The organism is Corynebacterium phoceense (assembly GCF_900092335.1).
In the GTDB taxonomy this organism is placed as follows: Bacteria; Actinomycetota; Actinomycetes; order Mycobacteriales; family Mycobacteriaceae; genus Corynebacterium; species Corynebacterium phoceense.
The window spans coordinates 1,361,844-1,381,165 of record NZ_LT596208.1 but is presented as its reverse complement, the minus strand read 5'-3'; the positions used below and the strand labels follow the sequence as shown (position 1 = coordinate 1,381,165).

General features: G+C 63.1%; 17 protein-coding genes and 1 pseudogene. 14 read left to right on the top strand and 4 right to left on the bottom strand.

Annotated features, from left to right (window positions below):
- Positions 1-163: 163 nt before the first annotated feature.
- The 10 genes and pseudogenes from BN9444_RS10745 to pyk all read left to right on the top strand — a co-directional run bounded on the left by BN9444_RS10745 (position 164) and on the right by pyk (position 9,292).
- Positions 164-1,376: pseudogene (locus BN9444_RS10745) on the top strand (MFS transporter).
- A gap of 3 nt (positions 1,377-1,379) precedes the next feature.
- Positions 1,380-2,018 (top strand): imidazole glycerol phosphate synthase subunit HisH, encoded by a 639-nt coding sequence (hisH, locus tag BN9444_RS10740; protein ID WP_066510222.1) that lies wholly within the window; start codon positions 1,380-1,382, stop codon positions 2,016-2,018.
- Positions 2,019-2,111: 93 nt separating this feature from the next.
- A complete protein-coding gene (gene priA, locus BN9444_RS10735) occupies positions 2,112-2,876 on the top strand; it encodes a bifunctional 1-(5-phosphoribosyl)-5-((5-phosphoribosylamino)methylideneamino)imidazole-4-carboxamide isomerase/phosphoribosylanthranilate isomerase PriA (RefSeq protein ID WP_066487087.1) in 765 nt (254 codons plus the stop codon).
- A 30-nt stretch (positions 2,877-2,906) separates the two neighbouring features.
- Positions 2,907-3,809, top strand: coding sequence for an inositol monophosphatase family protein (locus tag BN9444_RS10730; protein ID WP_068801899.1), 903 nt, complete (start codon positions 2,907-2,909; stop codon positions 3,807-3,809).
- A gap of 5 nt (positions 3,810-3,814) precedes the next feature.
- The gene (hisF, locus tag BN9444_RS10725) at positions 3,815-4,603 is read left to right on the top strand and encodes an imidazole glycerol phosphate synthase subunit HisF (RefSeq protein ID WP_066487084.1); all 789 of its coding nucleotides are present in this window, start codon (positions 3,815-3,817) and stop codon (positions 4,601-4,603) included.
- Positions 4,600-4,986: a phosphoribosyl-AMP cyclohydrolase gene (hisI, locus tag BN9444_RS10720; protein WP_066487079.1), complete on the top strand. Its 387-nt coding sequence runs from the start codon at positions 4,600-4,602 to the stop codon at positions 4,984-4,986. The genes hisF and hisI overlap by 4 nt, the downstream gene beginning before the upstream one ends.
- A gap of 42 nt (positions 4,987-5,028) precedes the next feature.
- Entirely contained in the window at positions 5,029-5,664 is a 636-nt protein-coding gene (locus BN9444_RS10715) for a TIGR02234 family membrane protein (protein WP_196131196.1), read from the top strand.
- A gap of 215 nt (positions 5,665-5,879) precedes the next feature.
- Positions 5,880-6,725, top strand: a complete 846-nt coding sequence (locus BN9444_RS10710) for an indole-3-glycerol phosphate synthase TrpC (RefSeq protein ID WP_231725015.1) — start codon at positions 5,880-5,882, stop codon at positions 6,723-6,725.
- A gap of 37 nt (positions 6,726-6,762) precedes the next feature.
- Positions 6,763-7,710 carry a prolipoprotein diacylglyceryl transferase gene (gene lgt, locus BN9444_RS10705; RefSeq protein ID WP_066487070.1) on the top strand — a complete coding sequence of 316 codons (948 nt, stop codon included), beginning with the start codon at positions 6,763-6,765 and terminating at the stop codon, positions 7,708-7,710.
- 160 nt (positions 7,711-7,870) lie between these two features.
- Positions 7,871-9,292: a pyruvate kinase gene (gene pyk / locus BN9444_RS10700; protein WP_181734561.1), complete on the top strand. Its 1,422-nt coding sequence runs from the start codon at positions 7,871-7,873 to the stop codon at positions 9,290-9,292.
- Between the two features lie 68 nt (positions 9,293-9,360).
- Here the strand turns inward: pyk and BN9444_RS10695 are convergent, their stop codons facing one another.
- Positions 9,361-10,473: a PrpF domain-containing protein gene (locus tag BN9444_RS10695; RefSeq protein ID WP_068801897.1), complete on the bottom strand. Its 1,113-nt coding sequence runs from the start codon at positions 10,471-10,473 to the stop codon at positions 9,361-9,363.
- Positions 10,474-10,630: 157 nt separating this feature from the next.
- On the opposite strand from BN9444_RS10695, the gene BN9444_RS10690 reads away from it, so the two are divergent.
- Positions 10,631-10,867 carry a hypothetical protein gene (locus BN9444_RS10690; protein ID WP_141681539.1) on the top strand — a complete coding sequence of 79 codons (237 nt, stop codon included), beginning with the start codon at positions 10,631-10,633 and terminating at the stop codon, positions 10,865-10,867.
- 229 nt (positions 10,868-11,096) lie between these two features.
- Here the strand turns inward: BN9444_RS10690 and BN9444_RS10685 are convergent, their stop codons facing one another.
- Together BN9444_RS10685 and BN9444_RS10680 are read right to left on the bottom strand one after the other, a co-directional pair.
- The gene (locus tag BN9444_RS10685; RefSeq protein ID WP_066512797.1) at positions 11,097-13,484 is read right to left on the bottom strand and encodes a glycogen/starch/alpha-glucan phosphorylase; all 2,388 of its coding nucleotides are present in this window, start codon (positions 13,482-13,484) and stop codon (positions 11,097-11,099) included.
- Positions 13,485-13,577: 93 nt separating this feature from the next.
- Positions 13,578-14,795: an amidohydrolase gene (locus BN9444_RS10680; RefSeq protein WP_068801896.1), complete on the bottom strand. Its 1,218-nt coding sequence runs from the start codon at positions 14,793-14,795 to the stop codon at positions 13,578-13,580.
- 36 nt (positions 14,796-14,831) lie between these two features.
- Between BN9444_RS10680 and BN9444_RS10675 the strand changes: the two genes are divergently transcribed.
- Positions 14,832-15,230: a hypothetical protein gene (locus tag BN9444_RS10675; RefSeq protein ID WP_066487223.1), complete on the top strand. Its 399-nt coding sequence runs from the start codon at positions 14,832-14,834 to the stop codon at positions 15,228-15,230.
- A 271-nt stretch (positions 15,231-15,501) separates the two neighbouring features.
- On the opposite strand, the gene BN9444_RS10670 is transcribed toward BN9444_RS10675, so the two are convergent.
- Complete coding sequence (locus BN9444_RS10670) at positions 15,502-16,617, bottom strand: glycerate kinase (RefSeq protein ID WP_066487056.1); 1,116 nt, start codon at positions 16,615-16,617, stop codon at positions 15,502-15,504.
- A 214-nt stretch (positions 16,618-16,831) separates the two neighbouring features.
- Here BN9444_RS10670 and gdhA point away from each other — a divergent pair, with 214 nt between their 5' ends.
- Both gdhA and BN9444_RS10660 read left to right on the top strand, forming a co-directional pair.
- Positions 16,832-18,184: an NADP-specific glutamate dehydrogenase gene (gdhA, locus tag BN9444_RS10665; protein ID WP_066512792.1), complete on the top strand. Its 1,353-nt coding sequence runs from the start codon at positions 16,832-16,834 to the stop codon at positions 18,182-18,184.
- Between the two features lie 184 nt (positions 18,185-18,368).
- On the top strand, positions 18,369-19,274 hold the full coding sequence (locus BN9444_RS10660) for a hypothetical protein (RefSeq protein ID WP_066512783.1): 906 nt from the start codon (positions 18,369-18,371) through the stop codon (positions 19,272-19,274).
- Positions 19,275-19,322 lie beyond the last annotated feature (48 nt).

Below are 19,322 nucleotides of genomic sequence, written 5' to 3'. Positions count from 1 at the left end.
TTGCGCTGGGCGCGGCGCGGCATGCGTGCGTGCAGCTGCCACAACAGACAGACGGAGAAAGGCGGGTGAGGTGGTGTCGCAGGAGACGCCGCAGGTCGAACAACAGGGGGGCGCTACGGGCACGGCTTTTAGCTTGTGGCGGGTTCCTGGCTATCTGGAAACGATGGCGGCCATCGCGGCGGCCTTCGGCGCGTGGTCACTGCTGTTGCCGCTGCTACCGCTTGCGGTGCTCGACAACGGTGGCTCGGCCGGGTTGGCCGGCGCGACTACGGGTATCTTCATGGCGGCGACCGTGCTCACCCAGATCGCCACCCCGCGGCTGCTGCGTTCCTTCGGCTACCGTCCCGTCATGGCGGGCGCCGCGGTTATGCTCGGGGGCCCCGGCCTTGGGGATCTCCCCGGCATGGAGGCCCGGCTNNCTCGTGCTCCTCTTCTGCGCACTGCGCGGCGTGGGCTTCGGTGCGCTCACCGTGGCCGAGTCAGCGCTCATCGCGGAACTCGTTCCGCTGCGCTACTTGGGCAAGGCGACCGGCATGATGGGCGTCTTCATCGGCCTGTCCCAGATGTTATTCCTGCCTGCGGGCCTTGCCATCGAGTCAGCATGGGGATTCTCGACCGCCTACATCCTGGCGGCCGCAATGGGACTTTTCGCCGCCATCATGTGCATCCGCTTGCCACGCGTGCGACCGGAATCCAAGGCGGACCGTGCCGCGGCGCGCGAGCACACCGATGGCCCGCCGCGCGTGGCGATGTGGAAGCTCGTGCTTGTGCCGGCGCTCTCCGTGACCACGTTGTCTATGAGCTACGGCCTCGTCTCGTCTTTCCTGCCAGCCTCCGTGCGCGAGATCGATCCCGTCACGGGCGCGGTGCTCGGCGGCATCATGCTTTCCCTCGTGGGTGGCGCCGCCATGGTCTTCCGCTATGCGGCGGGTGAGTTCGCGGACCGGACGGGACGCCCAGGCGTGCTCACCATCCCGGCGCAGATCCTCGGCTTCGCGGGCATGGGGCTCATGGCCGCGACCGTCGCCTTCGGCTGGTCGGTGTGGTGGCTCGTCCTCGCCGCCGTCGCTTTTGGTGGTGCGTTTGGCGTCATCCAAAACGAGGCGCTGCTGTCTATGTTCAACCGCCTGCCGCGTGAGAACGTCTCGGAGGCCTCCGCGGTGTGGAATATCTTCTATGATTCGGGCACCGGGCTGGGCTCCGTGGTTCTTGCTGCGCTCGTTCCACTGTGGGGCTACGCCGGTGCTTACGGTGCGGGCGCGTTCATCATCATCGGCGGCGTGGCCATCACGGGTCTCGACCTCTACCTCGGTGCGCACCGCGTGACCGAGTACGGCAACATCAAGACACGACTTAAGCGACTGCGTAAGGTGTAATCCATGACTGGAACCAAGAAGGTAGTCCTTCTCGACTACGGCGCGGGTAATCTGCGCTCGGCACAGCGCGCCCTCGAACGCGTGGGAGCCGATGTAACCGTCACGGCAGACCCCAAGATTGCGGTCGAAGCCGACGGCCTGCTCGTGCCCGGCGTGGGTGCGTTTGCGGCATGCATGGACGGACTGCGCGCCGTCCAGGGCCCTCGTGTTATTGGACAGCGTCTGGCCGGCGGACGCCCCGTCATGGGCATCTGTGTTGGCATGCAGATTCTCTTCGACGCCGGCAATGAGCATGGCATCCATGCGGAAGGCTGCGGGGAGTGGCCGGGGCTCGTGGAGCGTCTTCATGCGGATGTGCTGCCACACATGGGCTGGAATACCGTCGAGGTTCCGCAGGGCTCCCAGATGTTTGCGGAGCTTGACGCGGACGAGCGTTTCTACTTCGTGCACTCCTACGGCGTGCGCGAATGGACGCTCGAGACCGAAATTACGGAACCGCCCAAGGTGGCGTGGTCTGAGTACGGCGGAGACCGCTTCGTCGCTGCCGTCGAAAACGGCGCGCTGTGGGCCACCCAGTTCCACCCGGAGAAGTCCGGGGACGCCGGAAGCCAGCTGCTGAAGAACTGGCTCGAGACGCTTTAGCGCTGCGTCGCTTTCCGCCGCGCGCCATTCGGACGCGTTGTAAAATCCAAAGTCATTGCCACTTTCGTATCGTCCTAGAAGGAAAAATCATCCATGAGCTTTACGTTGTTGCCCGCGGTCGACGTTGTCGATGGCCAGGCTGTTCGTCTCGACCAGGGCGAGGCCGGTACCGAGAAGTCCTACGGTGCGCCGCTCGAGGCGGCCCTTGAGTGGCAGGCGCAGGGTGCCCAGTGGCTGCACTTCGTGGACCTCGACGCCGCGTTCAACCGCGGCTCGAACCACGAGCTCATGGCGGAGATTACGGCGAAGCTCGACATCGAGGTCGAGCTCACCGGTGGCATCCGTGACGACGCCTCGCTTGAGCGCGCGCTCGCCACGGGCGCGCGCCGCGTCAATATCGGTACGGCCGCGCTCGAGAACCCGGAGTGGATTGCTCAGGTGCTCGCCAGCCACGGCGACCAGATCGCAGTGGACCTCGCCGTGCGCGAGATTGATGGCGAGTGGCGCACGCGCGGTAATGGCTGGGTCTCCGACGGCGGCGATCTGTGGGAGGTCCTCGAGCGCCTCGACGCCGCAGGCTGCCAGCGCTTCGTCGTCACGGACGTGACCAAGGACGGCACGCTCACCGGACCCAACGTTGAGTTGCTGCGCGAGGTCGCGGCGGCAACGGACGCCAAGGTGACGGCATCGGGAGGCATCTCGAGCCTCGACGACCTGCGCGAGCTGGCCCTGTACGAGAATGAGGGAATCGACTCGGCGATCATCGGCAAGGCGCTCTACGAAAAGAAGTTCACACTCACCGAGGCGCTCGCCGCCGTGGCCGAGGTCAAGCCGTACCCCGAAGAAGCGGGAATCTAAGCCGCACTTACGGCTGGGAAGGATCCATCGATGGATAACGCGCTGTCACCGGTAGACATGTTGGCCATTGCGGAGGCGACGGTTGATTCCGTGAGCCCCGCCTTCATCGACGGCTTGGGCGCGCGCCCGGCTCGCTTCAAGGGCGAAGGCGACTTCGCGACCGAGGTGGACCTTGCCATCGAATCGGAGCTACGCCAGTCGCTCACGCAGCTCACCGGCATTCCCGTCTTTGGCGAGGAAACTGGTGCCGCGGCACCAGGGGCGACCTATGACCGGGGCGCGGCGGAGTACGCGGCGGCATCGGAAAGCGCAGCGCGCTCCCCGCACTTCCTGGAGCAACAGGAAGGCGCGGACGCGGCGAGAATCAAGGCGCTCACCTCCGGTCCCGTCTGGGTTGTTGACCCCATCGACGGAACGGCGAATTACGCGGCGGGCAACCCGCTGTGTGGTGTGCTCGTCGCGCTGCTCATGGAAGGCAAGCCCGTCGCCGCCGTCGCTGATTTCCCGCTGCTGGGACGCCGCGTCGCGGCTGCGGAAGGCGCGCCGTTGCGTTCTGTGGGTGGCCCGCGTGGTGGCTTTGGTGGGGGACCGGATGCCCTCGGCTTTGAGGACTCCCGTGGCCATATTGGCTGCTCCTCGCACCTGAGCACCGGCATTTACCGGCATCTGCGCCATACCGGGCTGCGCCCGCGCATGACCGGCTCGGTGGGCCTCGACACCGCCTTCGTGGCCCAGGGCGTCTTTGACGGCGCGCTTAACTTCTCCATCCATCCGTGGGACAACGCGGCGGGCGCCTTGCTCGTCAAGGCCGCTGGCGGCATCGCCACGGACCCCGAGGGCAACGAATGGACGGCGCTCTCGCGTGGCCTCGTGGTGGGTACCCCGCAGGTTCACGCCACCCTCATGGACGCAATCGATAAGAATAGGATCTAGTTTTCATGGCACTCGCAGTGCGCGTTATCCCTTGTCTCGACGTCGATCACGGACGCGTGGTCAAGGGCGTGAACTTTGAAAACCTGCGCGACGCAGGCGATCCGGTCGAACTCGCCGCCCGCTATGACGAACTCGGTGCGGACGAGTTGACCTTCTTGGACGTTTCCGCCTCGAAGGATGGCCGCGGCACCATGCTCGACGTCGTGCGCCGCACGGCGGACCAGGTTTTTATTCCGCTTACCGTGGGTGGCGGCGTGCGTTCCGAACAGGACGTGCGTGAGCTCCTGCGCGCCGGCGCGGATAAAGTGTCGGTCAACTCCTCGGCCATCGCGCGCCCGGAGCTGCTGCGCGAGCTCGCAGACGTTTTTGGCTCCCAGTGCATCGTTTTGTCTGTCGATGCCCGCCGCGTCAAGGACCCGGAGGCGCTGGCGTCCGGCGACTTCCCGTCGGGGTTTGAGGTCACGACGCATGGCGGCACCCGCTCGGCGGGTCTCGACGCCATCGCGTGGGCGCGCCGCGGCGAGGAGCTCGGGGTAGGGGAGATCCTGCTCAACTCCATGGACGGTGACGGCACGCGCGAGGGCTTTGACATCGAGCTTCTCGAGCTCGTGCGCGCGGCCGTTCACATTCCGGTGATTGCTTCTGGTGGCGCGGGCAAGGCGGAACACTTCCCGCCCGCCGTTGCCGCCGGTGCGGACGCGGTGCTCGCCGCCTCCATTTTCCACTTCGGCGATGTTGCCCTCTCTGAGGTCAAGGACGCTCTCGCGGATGCCGGATTCGAGGTGCGTCGATGAATACTGATGCTGCACAGGTTTCTAACGACCCAGCCGAGTTCGAGCTTGACCCCGCGGTCGCCGCGCGCCTCAAGCGCAATGACGTGGGCCTTGTGCCCGCCGTCGTGCAGGCGGACTCGGGCGAGGTCCTCATGATGGCGTGGATGGATGACCACGCGTTGGCGTATACGCTGGCCACGCGGCGCGGTACGTACTACTCGCGCTCGCGCCAGGAGTACTGGGTAAAGGGCCTTACCTCCGGCCACGTGCAGGCGGTGAAGTCCGTGCGACTAGACTGCGACGGCGACACTATTTTGCTCGTGGTCGAGCAGACCGGCGGCGCCTGCCATACAGGCGACCGCACGTGCTTTGACGCGGATCTGCTGCTCGGCGAGCACGACTAACACCAAAGACGCGTTACGCGTCGTACCGAGGAGGCGTGCCCTGTGGGCAGAAAATTCGGACCGTTGTTGATGGCTGTGGCCGCGACCTTGCTGTGGTTTTCTTCGCAGACGACGTGGATTACGGCGACGGTGGAGGACGATAAAGCGGGCACGGGGGAGCTCGCCGTGCAGGGCAGCACGTGGTCACTGGAACTTACCGCCATCGCGTTGCTCTTCCTCGCCGGCGTGGTCGCGGGACTCGCGCTGCGTCGCACCGCCCGCCGCATCGTGGGTGCCGTCGTGGCGCTCGCGGCCATCGGCGTGTCCTGGCGTCCCATGGTGGCACTTACCTCACAGGTGGATCTCGCCCGCCTTCAGACGCTGCTTCAGGCGCAGCAGTCTAATGACAACGCGGTGGAGTCCGTCGCTATCTCCAGTTGGGCCGTCGTCCGCGACGCGACCGTGACCCCGCTCGGCCCGGTGCTGGCGCTCATCGCCGCGGCGTTCGGACTCGTGGGCGGCATCCTGCTCGCCATGCGTCCCGGTGCTGACGGCGTGCGCTCGACCAAGTATGAGACGAAGGCAGCCCGCGCGGAGAAGCTCGAAGAAGAACTCGAGACCGCGCCCGACTCCGGGCGCGTCATGTGGGACGCCCTTGACGAGGATATCGATCCCACGGACCCGACGGGCCACCGTTAAATTCATTGTCGTTGCACTCTCGCTGGGGAGTCCCTGAACAGGCATGCTAGTTTACCCGGAGTTTCCGAAACGGGGGCAGTGCGCTGGGTCGTGATTTCTCTGTGCGCGCTCCTGCCCGCTACGCTGAAACTCATTCCTTGCAGTTCCAGGCCTGACCGTGGACCCCGCGGCAGGTGGTAGCGATGTCCTGCTTAGACAGGTGACGGGAGGTAACGGTGAGTGCCCCACTTCACGCGCCCCGGTCCCTGGTCGTAGATCAGCTCGTCGCTGCCGTGCGCAAGGACGTTGACGCCCGCGAGGCACAGGTGAGCTTCCGCGACATCAAGGCCCGTTCCCGCGCCATGGATACCCCGCGCGACGCGAAGGCCGCCTTCCTCGCCCCCGGCTGTTCCATCATCACGGAGCTCAAGCGCGCCGTGCCCTATCGCGGCGAAATCATGCACCTCGAGACCCCAGAAGCCATGGCTCATCTCGCGCACAATCTGGAGTCAGTGGGGGTGCGCCTCCTCGCCGTGCAGACGGAGCGCCACCGTTTCCACGGATCGCTCGCCGATATGTGCCACGTGCGCGATGCCACGACGGTGCCCATGATCTGCCGCGACATCATTATCGACCCGTATCAGATTCATGAGGCGCGCTGCTATGGCGCGGACGTCGTGCCTCTCCAAGTCGAGCTTCTCGAGCAGCCCCACCTGGAATCCTTGCTCGACCGCATCGAGTCGCTAGGCATGTGTGCCCTCGCCGAGGTCCGCAGTCCTGAAGAAGCTGACAGAGCGCTTGAGGCCGGTGCCTCACTCATCGGCATCAACGCGTGGACGCTCGCCTCGGATGAGCTTTACCGCGAGGCGTTTGCCACCATCGTTCCGGGGCTTCCCGAGTCCGTCGTCCGCGTCGCCGTGGGCGGCGTGGAGAACTCCCGCAACCTTTTTGACTACGCGTCGCATGGCGCGGACGCGGTGCTCGTGGGGGAGTCCATTATGGCGGCCACCGATCCGTTGGGACTCGCGCGCCGCCTCGTCGCCACCGGCCAGCACCCGGCCTGCCCCTCCCGCAAGGGGTAAGCGCACGCAGTAGGCGACGATTTGGCACACTATCGGTGTGCAAGAAATGATCCTGGCTAATATCCCGTCCCCGTCGCAGGGCGTATGGCACCTCGGTCCCATTCCTGTCCGTGCCTACGCGCTGTGCATTATCCTCGGCATCCTCGTCGCGCTGTGGCTTACGCTGCGTCGCTACACCGCGCGCGGCGGCAACCCGGACACCGTGTGGGACGCGGCCATCGTCATCATCCCCGCCGGCATCATTGGCGGGCGCCTGTACCACGTCATTACGGACCACGATAAGTACTTTGGCGAGGGCCGCAACCCCATGGACGTGTTCAAGGTGACCAACGGTGGCCTGGGCATTTGGGGCGCGGTAGCCTTGGGCGCGGTCGCGCTCTGGGTCATGTTCAAGGTGAAGAAGGTGCCCTTCGCGCCCTTCGCCGACGCCGTGGCCCCCGGACTCATCCTCGCCCAAGCTATTGGCCGCTTCGGCAACTGGTTTAACCAAGAGCTCTACGGCCGCGAAACCACCGTGCCGTGGGCGCTCGACATTTACTACCGCGTCGACGAGGCCGGCAAGTACGCCCCGGTCACGGGTCATTCCACAGGTGAGGTCATTGCCAGCGTCCATCCCACTTTCCTCTACGAGGCGTTATGGAATGTCGCCGTGTGTCTCTTCCTCATCTGGGCGCAAAAGAAGTGGAAACTTGGCCACGGTCGCGTCTTTGCCCTCTACGTCGCCGGCTATACGCTGGGGCGCTTCGTCGTCGAGAACATGCGCTCGGACGAGGCCACGCACGTCTTTGGTCTGCGCATCAACGTCATTGTCTCCGTCGTGTGCTTTGTCGTGGCGCTGGTCATCTTCTTCCGCCTGCGCCGGGGTCAAGAGACCTCGGCGGAGGTCGATCCGCACTATCAAGCAGAGCTTGCCGATGCCCCCTCGGGCACGTCCCAGGAGCCTTCCGCGTCGCCCGCATCGAGCCCCTCGAAACCCGAAAGGTAGTTCTTTATTTAAGCCCGGTTCCGCCCGTTTGGAACTGGGCTTTCGTGGTTTTGTGTCCGATTAGACAGTTTCTGTGGCATTTTTCAGTGGCCGGAAACGTCAGACGCGGGTACGTTGGGACTCGTTACAGTTCCCAACCGAGAAGGTTTAGAAAAGAATGCTGGACAGAAGAACCAAGATTGTCTGTACGCTCGGCCCTGCCGTCGCGAGTAAGGACGGTATCCTCCGCCTAGTCCAAGACGGCATGGACGTTGCCCGTCTCAACATGTCGCACGGTGATCCTGAGGATCACGAGAAGAACTACAAATGGGTTCGTGAAGCTACGGATGAGACCGGCCGCGCCGTCGGTATTCTCGCCGACCTTCAGGGACCAAAGATTCGCCTTGGTCGCTTTAAGAACACCGAGGAAATGTGGAACAACGGTGAGATCGTTCGCATCACCGTCGACGACGTCGAAGGCACGCACGACCGCGTGTCCACCACTTACAAGAATCTCGCCCAGGACGCCAAGCCGGGCGACCGCCTCCTCATTGACGACGGCAAGGTGGCCGTGGTCTGCAAGGAAGTCGACGGCAATGACGTTGTCTGTGAGGTCGTCGAGGGCGGCCCAGTCTCCAACAACAAGGGCGTCTCCCTGCCGGGCATGGACATCTCCGTGCCGGCCCTGTCCGAGAAGGACATTCGCGACCTGCGCTTCGCACTGAACCTCGGCGTCGACCTCGTCGCCCTGTCCTTCGTGCGTTCCCCGGCTGACGTCGACCTCGTCCACCAGATCATGGACGAGGAAGGCCGCCGCGTGCCGGTCATCGCCAAGCTCGAGAAGCCGGAGGCCGTGGACGCCCTCGAGTCCATCGTCCTTGCCTTCGACGCCATCATGATTGCCCGCGGCGACCTCGGAGTCGAGGTTCCGCTCGAGCAGGTGCCGCTGTTCCAGAAGCGCGCCATCCAGATCGCGCGTGAGAACGCTAAGCCGGTCATCGTTGCAACGCAGATGCTCGACTCCATGATCAACAACCTGCGCCCGACGCGTGCTGAGGCCTCTGACGTCGCCAACGCCGTCCTCGACGGCGCTGATGCTGTCATGCTCTCTGGCGAGACCTCCGTGGGTATCGACCCGCAGAACGTCGTGCGCACCATGGGCCGCATCGTCTCCTCCGCGGAGACCGACGGCACCGTGCCGCCGCTGTCTCACGTCCCGCGCACCAAGCGCGGCATTGTGTCTTACTCGGCACGCGATATCGCAGAGCGTCTCAACGCCAAGGCCATCGTCGCCTTCACCACGTCGGGTGATACCGCCAAGCGTGTGGCTCGCCTACACTCGCACCTGCCGCTCCTCGCGTTCACGCCCTACCCTGAGGTGCGCTCACAGCTGGCTCTGACCTGGGGCGCGGAGACCTTCCTCACACCGTCCGTCGAGTCCACTGATGACATGATGGCTGCCATTGACGAGGCCCTCCTCGCGATGGATCGCTACAACGAGGGCGACATGGTTGTCGTCATCGCTGGTACGCCTCCGGGAATCGCTGGCAACACCAACATGGTTCAGGTTCACACCCTGGGTGAAACTACGAAGATGAAGTAATCCTTTCACCAACGAAGCCCTCCGCGTTCACGGCTTGAACACGGAGGGCTTTCGCGTGCGGTAAGTCTCTAGGGCGCTGCAACTTCGCCGCGCATGAGGATCCGGGCGCTGCGCACCAGCTGGGTCGCCGCGAGCGCGTTGCCGTCATAGCGCGCGCCAGCGGTCACCGCACCAGACGGCGTGCCGATGCGTACTGAACGCAGCTCGGACGAGCCAATCGCTTCGGCGATGATGCCGCCCTTGATGGAGGCGGCTGCGGCGATGCACATCGCACCCGTGCCGGGCACTGCCTTGTGCGTCTTCTGCATGCTCAGAGTGCGCACGAGGACGTCGTGGCCCTCTGCCTCGAGCTGCGTCCCATCCAGCAGCGGTGCCGCATTCGGAGGCGCCACGACAGCAATCTTCGGCGCGGCCTGCGCGGGCTCCATCCCCATGAGCTTCGCGCCGGCGGCACGGATCCGTTCGAGTCGAGCCATAACCTCGGTGCCATCGAAGGACAACTGCGTTGGGTCTGCGTTTACGTCCGAAGCACGCACGAAGACCATGGGCAGGCATGCGTCAACGAGCGAGACCTCAATGTCGCCGCCCTCATCGTGCACAATATCCGTGGCATTTCCCGTAGGTAGCAAGCCGCTGGTGCGGCTGCCCGCCGGATCGGGGTATTCCAAGGTAATGGGAGAGCCAGTGCCCGCAACGCCCGGCAGCGCGAAGTCTCCATGTACCTGGGCGCGGCCACCAACAACCGTGAGCCGGGCGATGACCGTCTTCGAGGTATTCGTATTGAACAATCGAACGGCATGCTCGCCATCGGGCAACGTCAGGAGGCCTGCCTCGAGCGCGAACGGCGCAATAGCGGAGGAGAGATTACCGCAGTTTGCCGAATAATCCACCGACGTAGTATCGACGGCGACCTGGGCGAAAGTATACGTGAGGTCATGCTCATCGTCGCTCGCCGTGTCCACAATCATGACCTTGGACAGAGACGAAATACCGCCGCCCATGCCATCGAGCTGCCGCCCGTTCGGATCCGGCGAGCCCATCATCGCGCAGAAGAGGGCGTCACGTTCTGCTCGGTCAGCCGGCAAATCCGCAGCATTAAAAAAGACGCCCTTCGACGTGCCCCCTCGGATGAAGTAGGCTTTGAGCCACTGGATGTCGTTCGAATTCTCACCGGTAGTCATGCTGTCGAATGTACCTCACTTGCTGGCAGTCAACTGGAAGTTTGTTCGAAATTTCCCCGGATGGTGGTCGTGAGCCTTCGGCAGCCGAACTCTCCCTATAGGATTCAACCTTGAAGTTGGAGCTAGGTAAAAGGGATAGAAATGAAACCTAAAACTATTGTTGGCGCTGTCATCGCCATCGTCATCCTCGTCGCCGCAGCCCTCGTCATTCCTCATATCTATCCTCGGCGCCGTCTCCGGCCTTTCCTGCGGCGCCTACCAATACCAGGCCGCCTCCGGTCGCATTGTCTTTGAAGCAACCAGCACCCACGGCGACTCCGGCCCCCAGAACATCGCTGCTATGCCGCTCGACCGCATCATGCCCGCACTCGGCATCGACTCGGTCAACCTCTAAAGAATTGCCGCCCTCCTTGGCGGAACAACACAACTGCATAGGCCTCTCACAAGCCCCCGAGACTGTCTTGGAAGTAGGACTCCACGAAATCCCACTGCAACCGGCACCACACGCCATGTGGTGCCGGCTGCATTCGATTTCCTCGGTGTTCTTTTCCGCGAACGCTTGAGACGCGTGTGCCGCCGCGGAGCACAGTGCTCGGCGGCGGCACGGAGGAGGCCTTAGTTATTTAGGCTTCGGTACCAGCAATCGGCGTTGGCTTAATCTTCCAGACCTCGTTTGCGTAATCCGCGATGGTGCGGTCGGAGGAGAAGCGGCCGGAGTAGCAGATGTTGAGCCATGCCTTCTTCGCCCAGTTATCCGGGTCATCGACGTAGTCCTGAGCCATGCGGTCGCGGGTTTCGCGATAGTCAGCGAAGTCGCCGAGGACGTAGTAGGTGTCTTGAGCGTGCTCGCCCTGGCCATCGAGGAGGGAGGAACGCAGGTCGCCGAAGAGACCGGAGTTCTCGTGACCGAGCAATCCGTTGGTCAATGCGTCGAGAACGCGCTTGAGACCCGGAACCGTGTTGTAGAGCTCACCTGGGTTGTAGGACTTGCGCAGCTCCGGTAGTTCCTCGTTGCGGGCACCGAAGATGTAGGCGTTCTCCTCGCCGACAGCGTCGACGATCTCAACGTTCGCGCCGTCCATCGTTCCCAGAGTGAGTGCTCCGTTCATCATGAACTTCATGTTGGAGGTACCGGAGGCTTCCTTACCGGCGACGGAGATCTGCTCGGACACATCGGCGGCCGGGATGATCTTCTCGGCAGGGGAGACGTTGTAGTTCTCCACGAAGACGACACGGATGATGTCCTTGGTCGCCGGGTCGTTGTTGACCAGCTCGGCGATGGTGTTGATGAGCTTGATAATGGCCTTCGCACGCATGTAGCCCGGGGCTGCCTTGGCGCCGAAGATGAACGTGCGCTTCGGGACGGTCTCGCCGTCGTCCTTGATGCGGAAGTAGAGGTCCAAGATGTAGAGCGCGTTCATGAGCTGACGCTTGTACTCGTGCAGACGCTTGATTTGGACGTCGAAGATGGAATCCGGGTCGACCTCAGCGCCTTGGTGGTCCTTGACCCAGGCAGCAAAGTCGGCCTTGTTCTTGCGCTTGATGTCCTGGAGCTTGGCGAGCACTTTGGGGTTATCGGCCAGGGGCGCGAGTTCCTTGAGCGCGGTGAGGTTGGTGACCCACTCGTCCGAGCCGGACTGCTTGGTGAGCAGCTTGGCCAGACGCGGGTTACACATCTTCAGCCAGCGGCGCGGGGTGACGCCATTCGTCTTATTGTTGAACTTCTCCGGCCAGAGGTCGTACCACTCAGACAGAGTGTCCGCCTTGATGATCTCGGTGTGCAGGGCGGCCACGCCGTTGATAGAGAAGGCCGCGTAGCAGGCAATCCACGCCATGTGGACCTGGCCGTTGGAGACTGGAGCCATGTAATCGATGCGGCCTTGGTCGAGGCCACGCTCGGCCATCTCGGAACGGAAGCGGCGGTCGATTTCCTCGACGATTTCCCAGATGCGCCAGAACAGCTTCTGGAAGATGGAGACTTCCCAGCTCTCCAGGGCCTCAGCCAGGACGGTGTGGTTGGTGTAGGCGAAGGTCTTCTGGACGACGGCCCAAGCGTCATCCCAGCCCAGCTCGTGCTCATCCATCAGCAGGCGCATGAGCTCCGGGATAGCGAGCACCGGGTGGGTGTCGTTGAGCTGAATGGAGTTGTAGTCCGCGAAGCCCGTGAGGTCGTCGCCGTGGTCCTCGAGGTAGTCGTCGATCATCTGCTGCAGCGAGGCAGAGACGAAGAAGTACTGCTGGCGCACGCGCAGGACCTTGCCCTCGTACGTCGTGTCGTTGGGGTAGAGCACGCGACAGATGTCCATGACGCGCTCGCGCTCGACGATGGCGTCAGTAAAGCGCTGGGAGTTGAAGGCGTCGTAATCGAATTCGTCGATGGGCTCGGACTTCCACAGACGCAGCGTACCCACGTTGTCCGTGCCGTAACCGGTAATCGGCATGTCGTAGGGGATGGCGCGGACATCCATGTCGTCGAAGTGGACGCGGCGCTGGCTCGTGGCGCGGCGCACGACGAAGTCGTAGCCGTTTTCCATCCAGGAGTCCGGCTGTTCCTTCTGGTGGCCGTGGTCGAAAGATTGGCGGAACAGGCCGTAGCGATAGAGCAGACCGTAGCCGGTCACTGGGTAATCCTGCGTGACGGCGGAATCGAGGAAGCAAGCAGCAAGGCGGCCCAGGCCACCGTTGCCCAGCGCGGCATCGTGCTCGGCCTCGAGGACGTCGGTGAGCTCGCGGCCTGCGGCGCGGGAGGCGGCAACAGCGTCATCGACGAGGTCCAGGTTGGTTAAGTTGTTGAGCAGCGCGCGGCCCTGGAGGAATTCCGCGGAGAAGTAATGCTGACGGCGGGTCTTGCGGTATGCGCGGCGCGTGGCCTCCCAGTTGTCCGCAATCTGTTCCATGACGGCGGACGACAGTCCGGACCAGAATTTGCGGTCAGTAGCCGTGAGCGGGGTGACGCCAGCGGCAGCGCGGACGTGGCCTGGGATGGCCCTTTCAAATGCGGAGTGCGACATTTTTCCTCTACTGTTGTGGATGGAAACGAATGCACTCTATTTTAGCCGCGCGAGGTGACGTGTGCAGAGCGGCTAATGACGCGTCGCGCAAGCTTAATGCGCGAGATACGTGAGCGACGCAGCGGCCGCGGCGCGGGTTGCCGCGTGGGCGGTCGGCTCATACTCCGGCAGGAAGTCTGCTTGGTGGTTGACTGGCGGATTATCCTGCTGATCCGCCGAGGTAGATCCCACAAACCAGTAGTAGTAGGGCACGCCCCAGGCCTGCGGCAGGTAGCAGAAGTCCTCGGAAGCGGTATTGGGTTCCCCGGTGACAGAGTCCTCGCCAAAGGTGGCGTCGAATACCTCGCGGACAGCCTCGTGCGCGGCAATGTCGTTATCAGTGACCTCACCGTGCGCATAAAATTCGAAAGTCGGCGGAAGCGGTGACCCCGAGGCGGTGCATTCGGCCTCAACGACGCGCTTGAGCGATGCATAGACGCGCTCAGCAATCGCGGGATCGTAGTACCGAGTATTGAGCACGAGCGTCGCGGAATCGGGGATGATGTTGTTCTTATCGCCCGAGTGCAGTTCGCCCACGGAAATGACAAAGAAGTCGCTCGGTGCGACCTCACGGCCGACGATTCCCTGGAGACGCACGACGATCATCGCCGCGATATAGGTCGCGTCGATTGATTTATGCGGCATGGACGCGTGCGCGGAACGGCCGTTGATGGTGATGCGGATGGAGTCGCAGCCGGCGAGCACCGGACCCGCGGCGGACTGCACCTGTCCTGCCGGCCCCGGCATGATGTGTTGGCCCAAGCAGATATCGGGCTTCGGCACGCGCCCCACTAGGTCATCGGCAATCATGAGCTTCGCGCCATCCGAGGTTTCCTCCGCAGGTTGGAAGAGTGCGAGGAAGGTGCTAGACCACGCGTCGCGTTCCGCGTCGAGGATGGAGCAGGCGCCCAACAAACCGGTGGCGTGCATGTCGTGGCCGCACGCATGCATGTTTCCATTCGTCGAGGCATACGCCGCGCCGGAAGCCTCCGCGATCGGCAGCGCGTCGAAGTCCGCGCGCACCAGGACGGTGGGACCTTCACCGTTGCGGAAGACGGCCACCATGCCATGCCCGCCGATGCCCCCAATAATCTCGCAGTCCAACGCCTCCAGGCGCTCCCGAATCCGGCTCGCCGTGCGCTCCTCTTCGTGGGAGAGCTCGGGGTTGCGGTGGAGGTCTTCGTAGAACTCGCGCTGCCACGACAGGTCAGCGGTGGTGTCGTGGAGAAGCTGGGCGATAGTAGAGGCATGGGATGTTGTTGCAGAAGACATGGATTTCACCTTACTCCCATGGGTAAGGTTGCCCTCATGCCTATTATTCAATTTGATGTCCTCGCCCCGGATGAGCAGAGCGAGAAGGTCCGCGGGGTTTTCCAGACTGCCGTCGATAAGCTCGTGCAGGCCGGCCGTATGACCTCGGCCAACGTGGAGCTTGTGACGAACCCGAAGCTGCCGGAGGGACTTGCCGACCAGCTGCGCCAGGTCTACCGCGACGAGCACGACGGCCAGGACTTGGAGTTCGCCTCCGTCTACCGTTACCCGATTGCCGTCGAGGGCCTCAACGGTTCTATCAACCAGCTCGCGATGGTGCTCTCACGCCTGCTGACCCCGCATGCGGAGTTGCCGCAGGATTACGTGCTACTCGAGAACGAGAAGGATTATGAGCTGCCCGCGATCTTCCCGTGGACGCTGGAGATCCTCCGCTAGACATCTCAGGCGACGGATATTGCATGTGTATTGGCGGTATTTTCTACCTCGGCCCGTCCATCGCGTGGAGCGAGGTGATATGTATCGCCGCTCATCGCCGAGCTGTCCTGTGGTGTGGGATCGGCCTGTAACGACGTATCCAAGATTGCGATTCTCACCGGCTCGGTGATTGCTGCAGTGATCGGCGCTACCATCCTGGGGCTGCGTAATCGCGTTTTGCGAGGCAGGAATCTACCGCGGAGGCGGAGGAATTCCCGGCAGTCGTTGTGACCTAGCCTCGTGAGCTGAAGCTGCGGGCTATAGCACGGCCGGCCTCGCGCAGTTGCTCCTGGAGCTCGCCTTTTTGGCTGAGCTCGGCAGACAGCACGCCTTCGGGGACGTTGGAGGCAAGTTCGCCCGCGACAACGGCGGCGGGGGTGGCGGAGTCTTCCGCGAGGTCGAGGAGCGTGCCTACGACCTTGCCGGTCGTGGACTGCTCGTCAAAGCGGCCTTCGCCGGTCACGAGGAGGGCGGCCTCGCGGAGACGTTCCGGAATTCCTAGGGCCTCGGCGACGAAGCGTCCGCCGGGCTCGAGCGTGGTGTGGTCCTCGGAGCCCCACAGAAGGGCAGAGACCCACGTGAGCCCGACCGGAATGCAGCCAGCCGCGCCGAAGCTCTCGCGATCGGCGTCGATGCCGGTGACCTCGCACAGACGCAGCATGGCGCCAGTAAGGAGCGCGACGTCCTCGCGGGTCGCGCCCTTTTGTGGGCCAAAGACGGCGGGGGCGTGGGCCGGCACCGTGCGCGTGTCCGCGAGCAACGTGTAGTCAAGCATCGCCGCCTTCATATTGAGCTGCGCGGTATCGATGGTGTCGAGTTGCACGAGTGCGGCGCCGCCCTTGGATAGCGCATAGCCGCGTGCGTCATGTGCGGCGGCACCGAGCGCGGTGAGAATGCCCGTGCCGCCGTCAATCGTGGCGGAGCCGCCGAGTCCCAGCACGATGTGCTTTGCGCCGCGCGACTCGGCATCCGCGATCAACACGCCGGTGCCATATGAATCTGCGGTGCGCGGCTCAAGCGCGTCCTTCACGGCGGGCAGACCCGTGGCCGCGGCGACGTCAATGTAGGCCGTCTGCGTGGACTGGTTGAGGAAGTAGGTTGCCTCGGTGAGCCGGCCCACGGCGTCGGTCGCTGGGAGCTGAACGGTGACCATGTGTTCGCCGCGGGCGGCTGCTGCCTCGGCGAGGACCTGGGCGGTGCCCTCGCCGCCGTCGGCCATAGGGAGGGTGACCACGGTGGCATCGGCAAGCTCGGCGCGGATGCCAGAGGCGATGCCTGCGGCGGCCTCGGCGGCGGTAGCCGAGCCTTTGAAAGAATCAGGGGCGACGATGATGAGGGGCGAATTCATAGAGACGAGTATAAAGGGTGGCGAAATCTCTCCAATTCTGTAGTTGTATAGAAATAGCTATAGAAATTTTTTGGAACCATTATTGCTGGTAGTGGCATTGATGTGGGGAAGCTAACGGGCGCGCGAGTTGCATTTTTGGGTGTGGCGGTGGAAACTATCAATCGTTAGGAATTAAGTCCCGTCACATGGGACGCTACATATAAAGGGGTCGCACATGACTGCATCGGTTGACACTCAAATTTCCGAGTATTACGACAAGCTTCTCAAGCGCAACGCTGGCGAACCGGAGTTTCACCAGGCTGTGTCCGAGGTTCTCGATTCTCTGAAGATCGTGCTGGGCAAGGACCCGCACTACGCCGACTATGGCCTCATTGAGCGTCTCTGCGAGCCGGAGCGCCAGCTCATCTTCCGTGTGCCGTGGACCGATGACAATGGCGACATTCAGGTCAACCGTGGCTTCCGCGTGCAGTTCAACTCCGCGCTCGGCCCCTACAAGGGTGGTCTGCGTTTCCACCCGTCCGTCAACCTGGGCATCATCAAGTTCCTGGGCTTCGAGCAGATCTTTAAGAACTCGCTCACCGGCCTGCCCATCGGCGGCGGCAAGGGCGGCTCGGACTTCGACCCCAAGGGGAAGTCGGACCGTGAAATCATGCGCTTCTGCCAGTCCTTCATGACGGAGCTCTACCGCCACATTGGCGAGTACCGCGACGTCCCAGCGGGTGACATCGGAGTTGGCGGCCGTGAGATCGGCTATCTCTTCGGTCAGTACCGCCGCCTGTCCAACCAGCACGAGTCCGGCGTCCTCACCGGCAAGGGTCTCACCTGGGGTGGCTCCCTCGTTCGCACCGAGGCCACTGGCTACGGTCTGGTCTACCTCACTAGCGAGATGATGAAGGCCCACAATGAATCCTTCGAGGGCGCCAAGGTTATCGTCTCCGGTTCCGGTAACGTTGCCATCTACGCCGCTGAGAAGGTTCAGCAACTGGGCGGCACCGTTGTCGCCATGTCTGACTCCTCCGGTTACGTCTCCACCCCGAACGGCGTGGACCTCGAGCTGCTCAAGGACATCAAGGAAGTTCGCCGCGCTCGTATCTCCGCGTACGCTGCCGAGGCCGGCAACGGCGCTGAGTACCACAAGGGCGGCAACATCTGGGAGGTCAAGGCCGACGTGGCTCTGCCGTGTGCCACCCAGAACGAGCTCGACGGCGAGTCTGCCAAGCTGCTCGCTGCCAACGGCACCCGTTACGTGGCGGAGGGCGCCAACATGCCGTCCACCCCGGAGGCTGTTCACTTCTTCCTGCAGAACGACATCCACTACGCGCCGGGCAAGGCTGCCAATGCCGGTGGCGTTGCAACGTCTGCGCTTGAGATGCAGCAGAACGCCTCCCGTGACTCCTGGTCCTTCGAATACACCGACCAGCGCCTCCACGAGATTATGTCCAACATCTTCAAGGACATCGACAAGACCGCGAAGGACTACGACCGCGAGGGCGATTACGTTGCCGGCGCGAATATCGCGGGCTTCAAGAAGGTTGCCGACGCTATGTTGGCGCAGGGTGTCATCTAGGGCTCCGATTCTTCCGGCTGCCTAAGCATTCCGCGGCTCCACTTTCCTCAGGGTTTGGTGGGGCCGCAGTTGTCTTTAGCGGAAACTCTTCACGTAGGCCGCTCGGTTGGGTAACCTGGGTCACAAAGGGAACTTTAAGGTATTTCAGAAGTAAAAGTAAGACGCCATCTGAAAGGAATTTCTCATGTCACGTATCACTTCTGTCTTCGCGAGTACCGTCCTCGCTGTTTCTTTGTCTGTGGCCCCTGCCCACGCGGCCATCGTGCGGGACGGCTCCGGTGGCTACGGCCAGATTGGTCAGGGTCCCATTGGTAACCCGGAGGCGGAGAGCGACTACGCCACTATTCACTACCCGCACCTTCCCACGGTTGTCCAGGGTCAAACGATGACCATCCGGCCGACCTCGATGACACGCCCGGACGGCTCCGTGGTGGCGGATCCGGCCGCGGAGGGGTACACGTTCTCCACGAATTTTGTCGATGACAACTACGAACTGCCATTTCGTGACGACATCGTCCAGGCCGCGCCCGATGGCACCCTGACTATCACGGCGAGCGATGCTGAATATCCCGGCATCAATGAAGTTGCTGTGGCCATCCATAATCCGAAGATTGGCCCCAGTGAGTACACCATCCTGCGCATTCACGTGGTACCGCCCACGCTCGCGGATGCGACTAACGAGAAGATGGACGTTGTCCACTACCGTGCCGTCATGGCGGAGCAGGGCTTTAGTACGACCCAGCCACCGGAGATCTGGTCGCGCGAGACGACCTCGCAGCTCAAAGATGGCCGCAGTGGTTACCGCTACGACATCGTGAGTCCGGATCCTGCGAAGGGTTGGACCGTGCCTGCCTGGGTGTCCGTCGATAAAGGCACGGGTAAGTTCACTGCGAATCCGCCCAAGGAACAGCCGAACGCGACGTTCGTTGTCCCGATTTCTATCCAGGATGTCGCCACCGGAGAGGTCACCATGTCGCAGGTAACGGTGCGCGTTGAGCCCGTGCGTGATGGGCAGGGACGATCGCGTGCGGAGCGTGCGCAGATGGTGAAGCTGTCGAGCGATATCTTTGCCGCGTTCTCGTCGCGCTAACGGGAAAGCCGCATTGAGCGATAATCTTGCGGACACTCGTGCGTGGGA

What these genes read in the sequence shown, in the direction of transcription:
- hisH (WP_066510222.1), top strand. Translation starts at nt 1,380, where the DNA reads ATGACTGGAACCAAGAAGGTAGTCCTTCTCGACTACGGCGCGGGTAAT.
- priA (WP_066487087.1), top strand. Translation starts at nt 2,112, where the DNA reads ATGAGCTTTACGTTGTTGCCCGCGGTCGACGTTGTCGATGGCCAGGCT.
- BN9444_RS10730 (WP_068801899.1), top strand. Translation starts at nt 2,907, where the DNA reads ATGGATAACGCGCTGTCACCGGTAGACATGTTGGCCATTGCGGAGGCG.
- hisF (WP_066487084.1), top strand. Translation starts at nt 3,815, where the DNA reads ATGGCACTCGCAGTGCGCGTTATCCCTTGTCTCGACGTCGATCACGGA.
- hisI (WP_066487079.1), top strand. Translation starts at nt 4,600, where the DNA reads ATGAATACTGATGCTGCACAGGTTTCTAACGACCCAGCCGAGTTCGAG.
- BN9444_RS10695 (WP_068801897.1), bottom strand. Translation starts at nt 10,473, where the DNA reads ATGACTACCGGTGAGAATTCGAACGACATCCAGTGGCTCAAAGCCTAC.
- BN9444_RS10685 (WP_066512797.1), bottom strand. Translation starts at nt 13,484, where the DNA reads ATGTCGCACTCCGCATTTGAAAGGGCCATCCCAGGCCACGTCCGCGCT.
- BN9444_RS10680 (WP_068801896.1), bottom strand. Translation starts at nt 14,795, where the DNA reads ATGTCTTCTGCAACAACATCCCATGCCTCTACTATCGCCCAGCTTCTC.
- BN9444_RS10675 (WP_066487223.1), top strand. Translation starts at nt 14,832, where the DNA reads ATGCCTATTATTCAATTTGATGTCCTCGCCCCGGATGAGCAGAGCGAG.
- BN9444_RS10670 (WP_066487056.1), bottom strand. Translation starts at nt 16,617, where the DNA reads ATGAATTCGCCCCTCATCATCGTCGCCCCTGATTCTTTCAAAGGCTCG.
- gdhA (WP_066512792.1), top strand. Translation starts at nt 16,832, where the DNA reads ATGACTGCATCGGTTGACACTCAAATTTCCGAGTATTACGACAAGCTT.
- BN9444_RS10660 (WP_066512783.1), top strand. Translation starts at nt 18,369, where the DNA reads ATGTCACGTATCACTTCTGTCTTCGCGAGTACCGTCCTCGCTGTTTCT.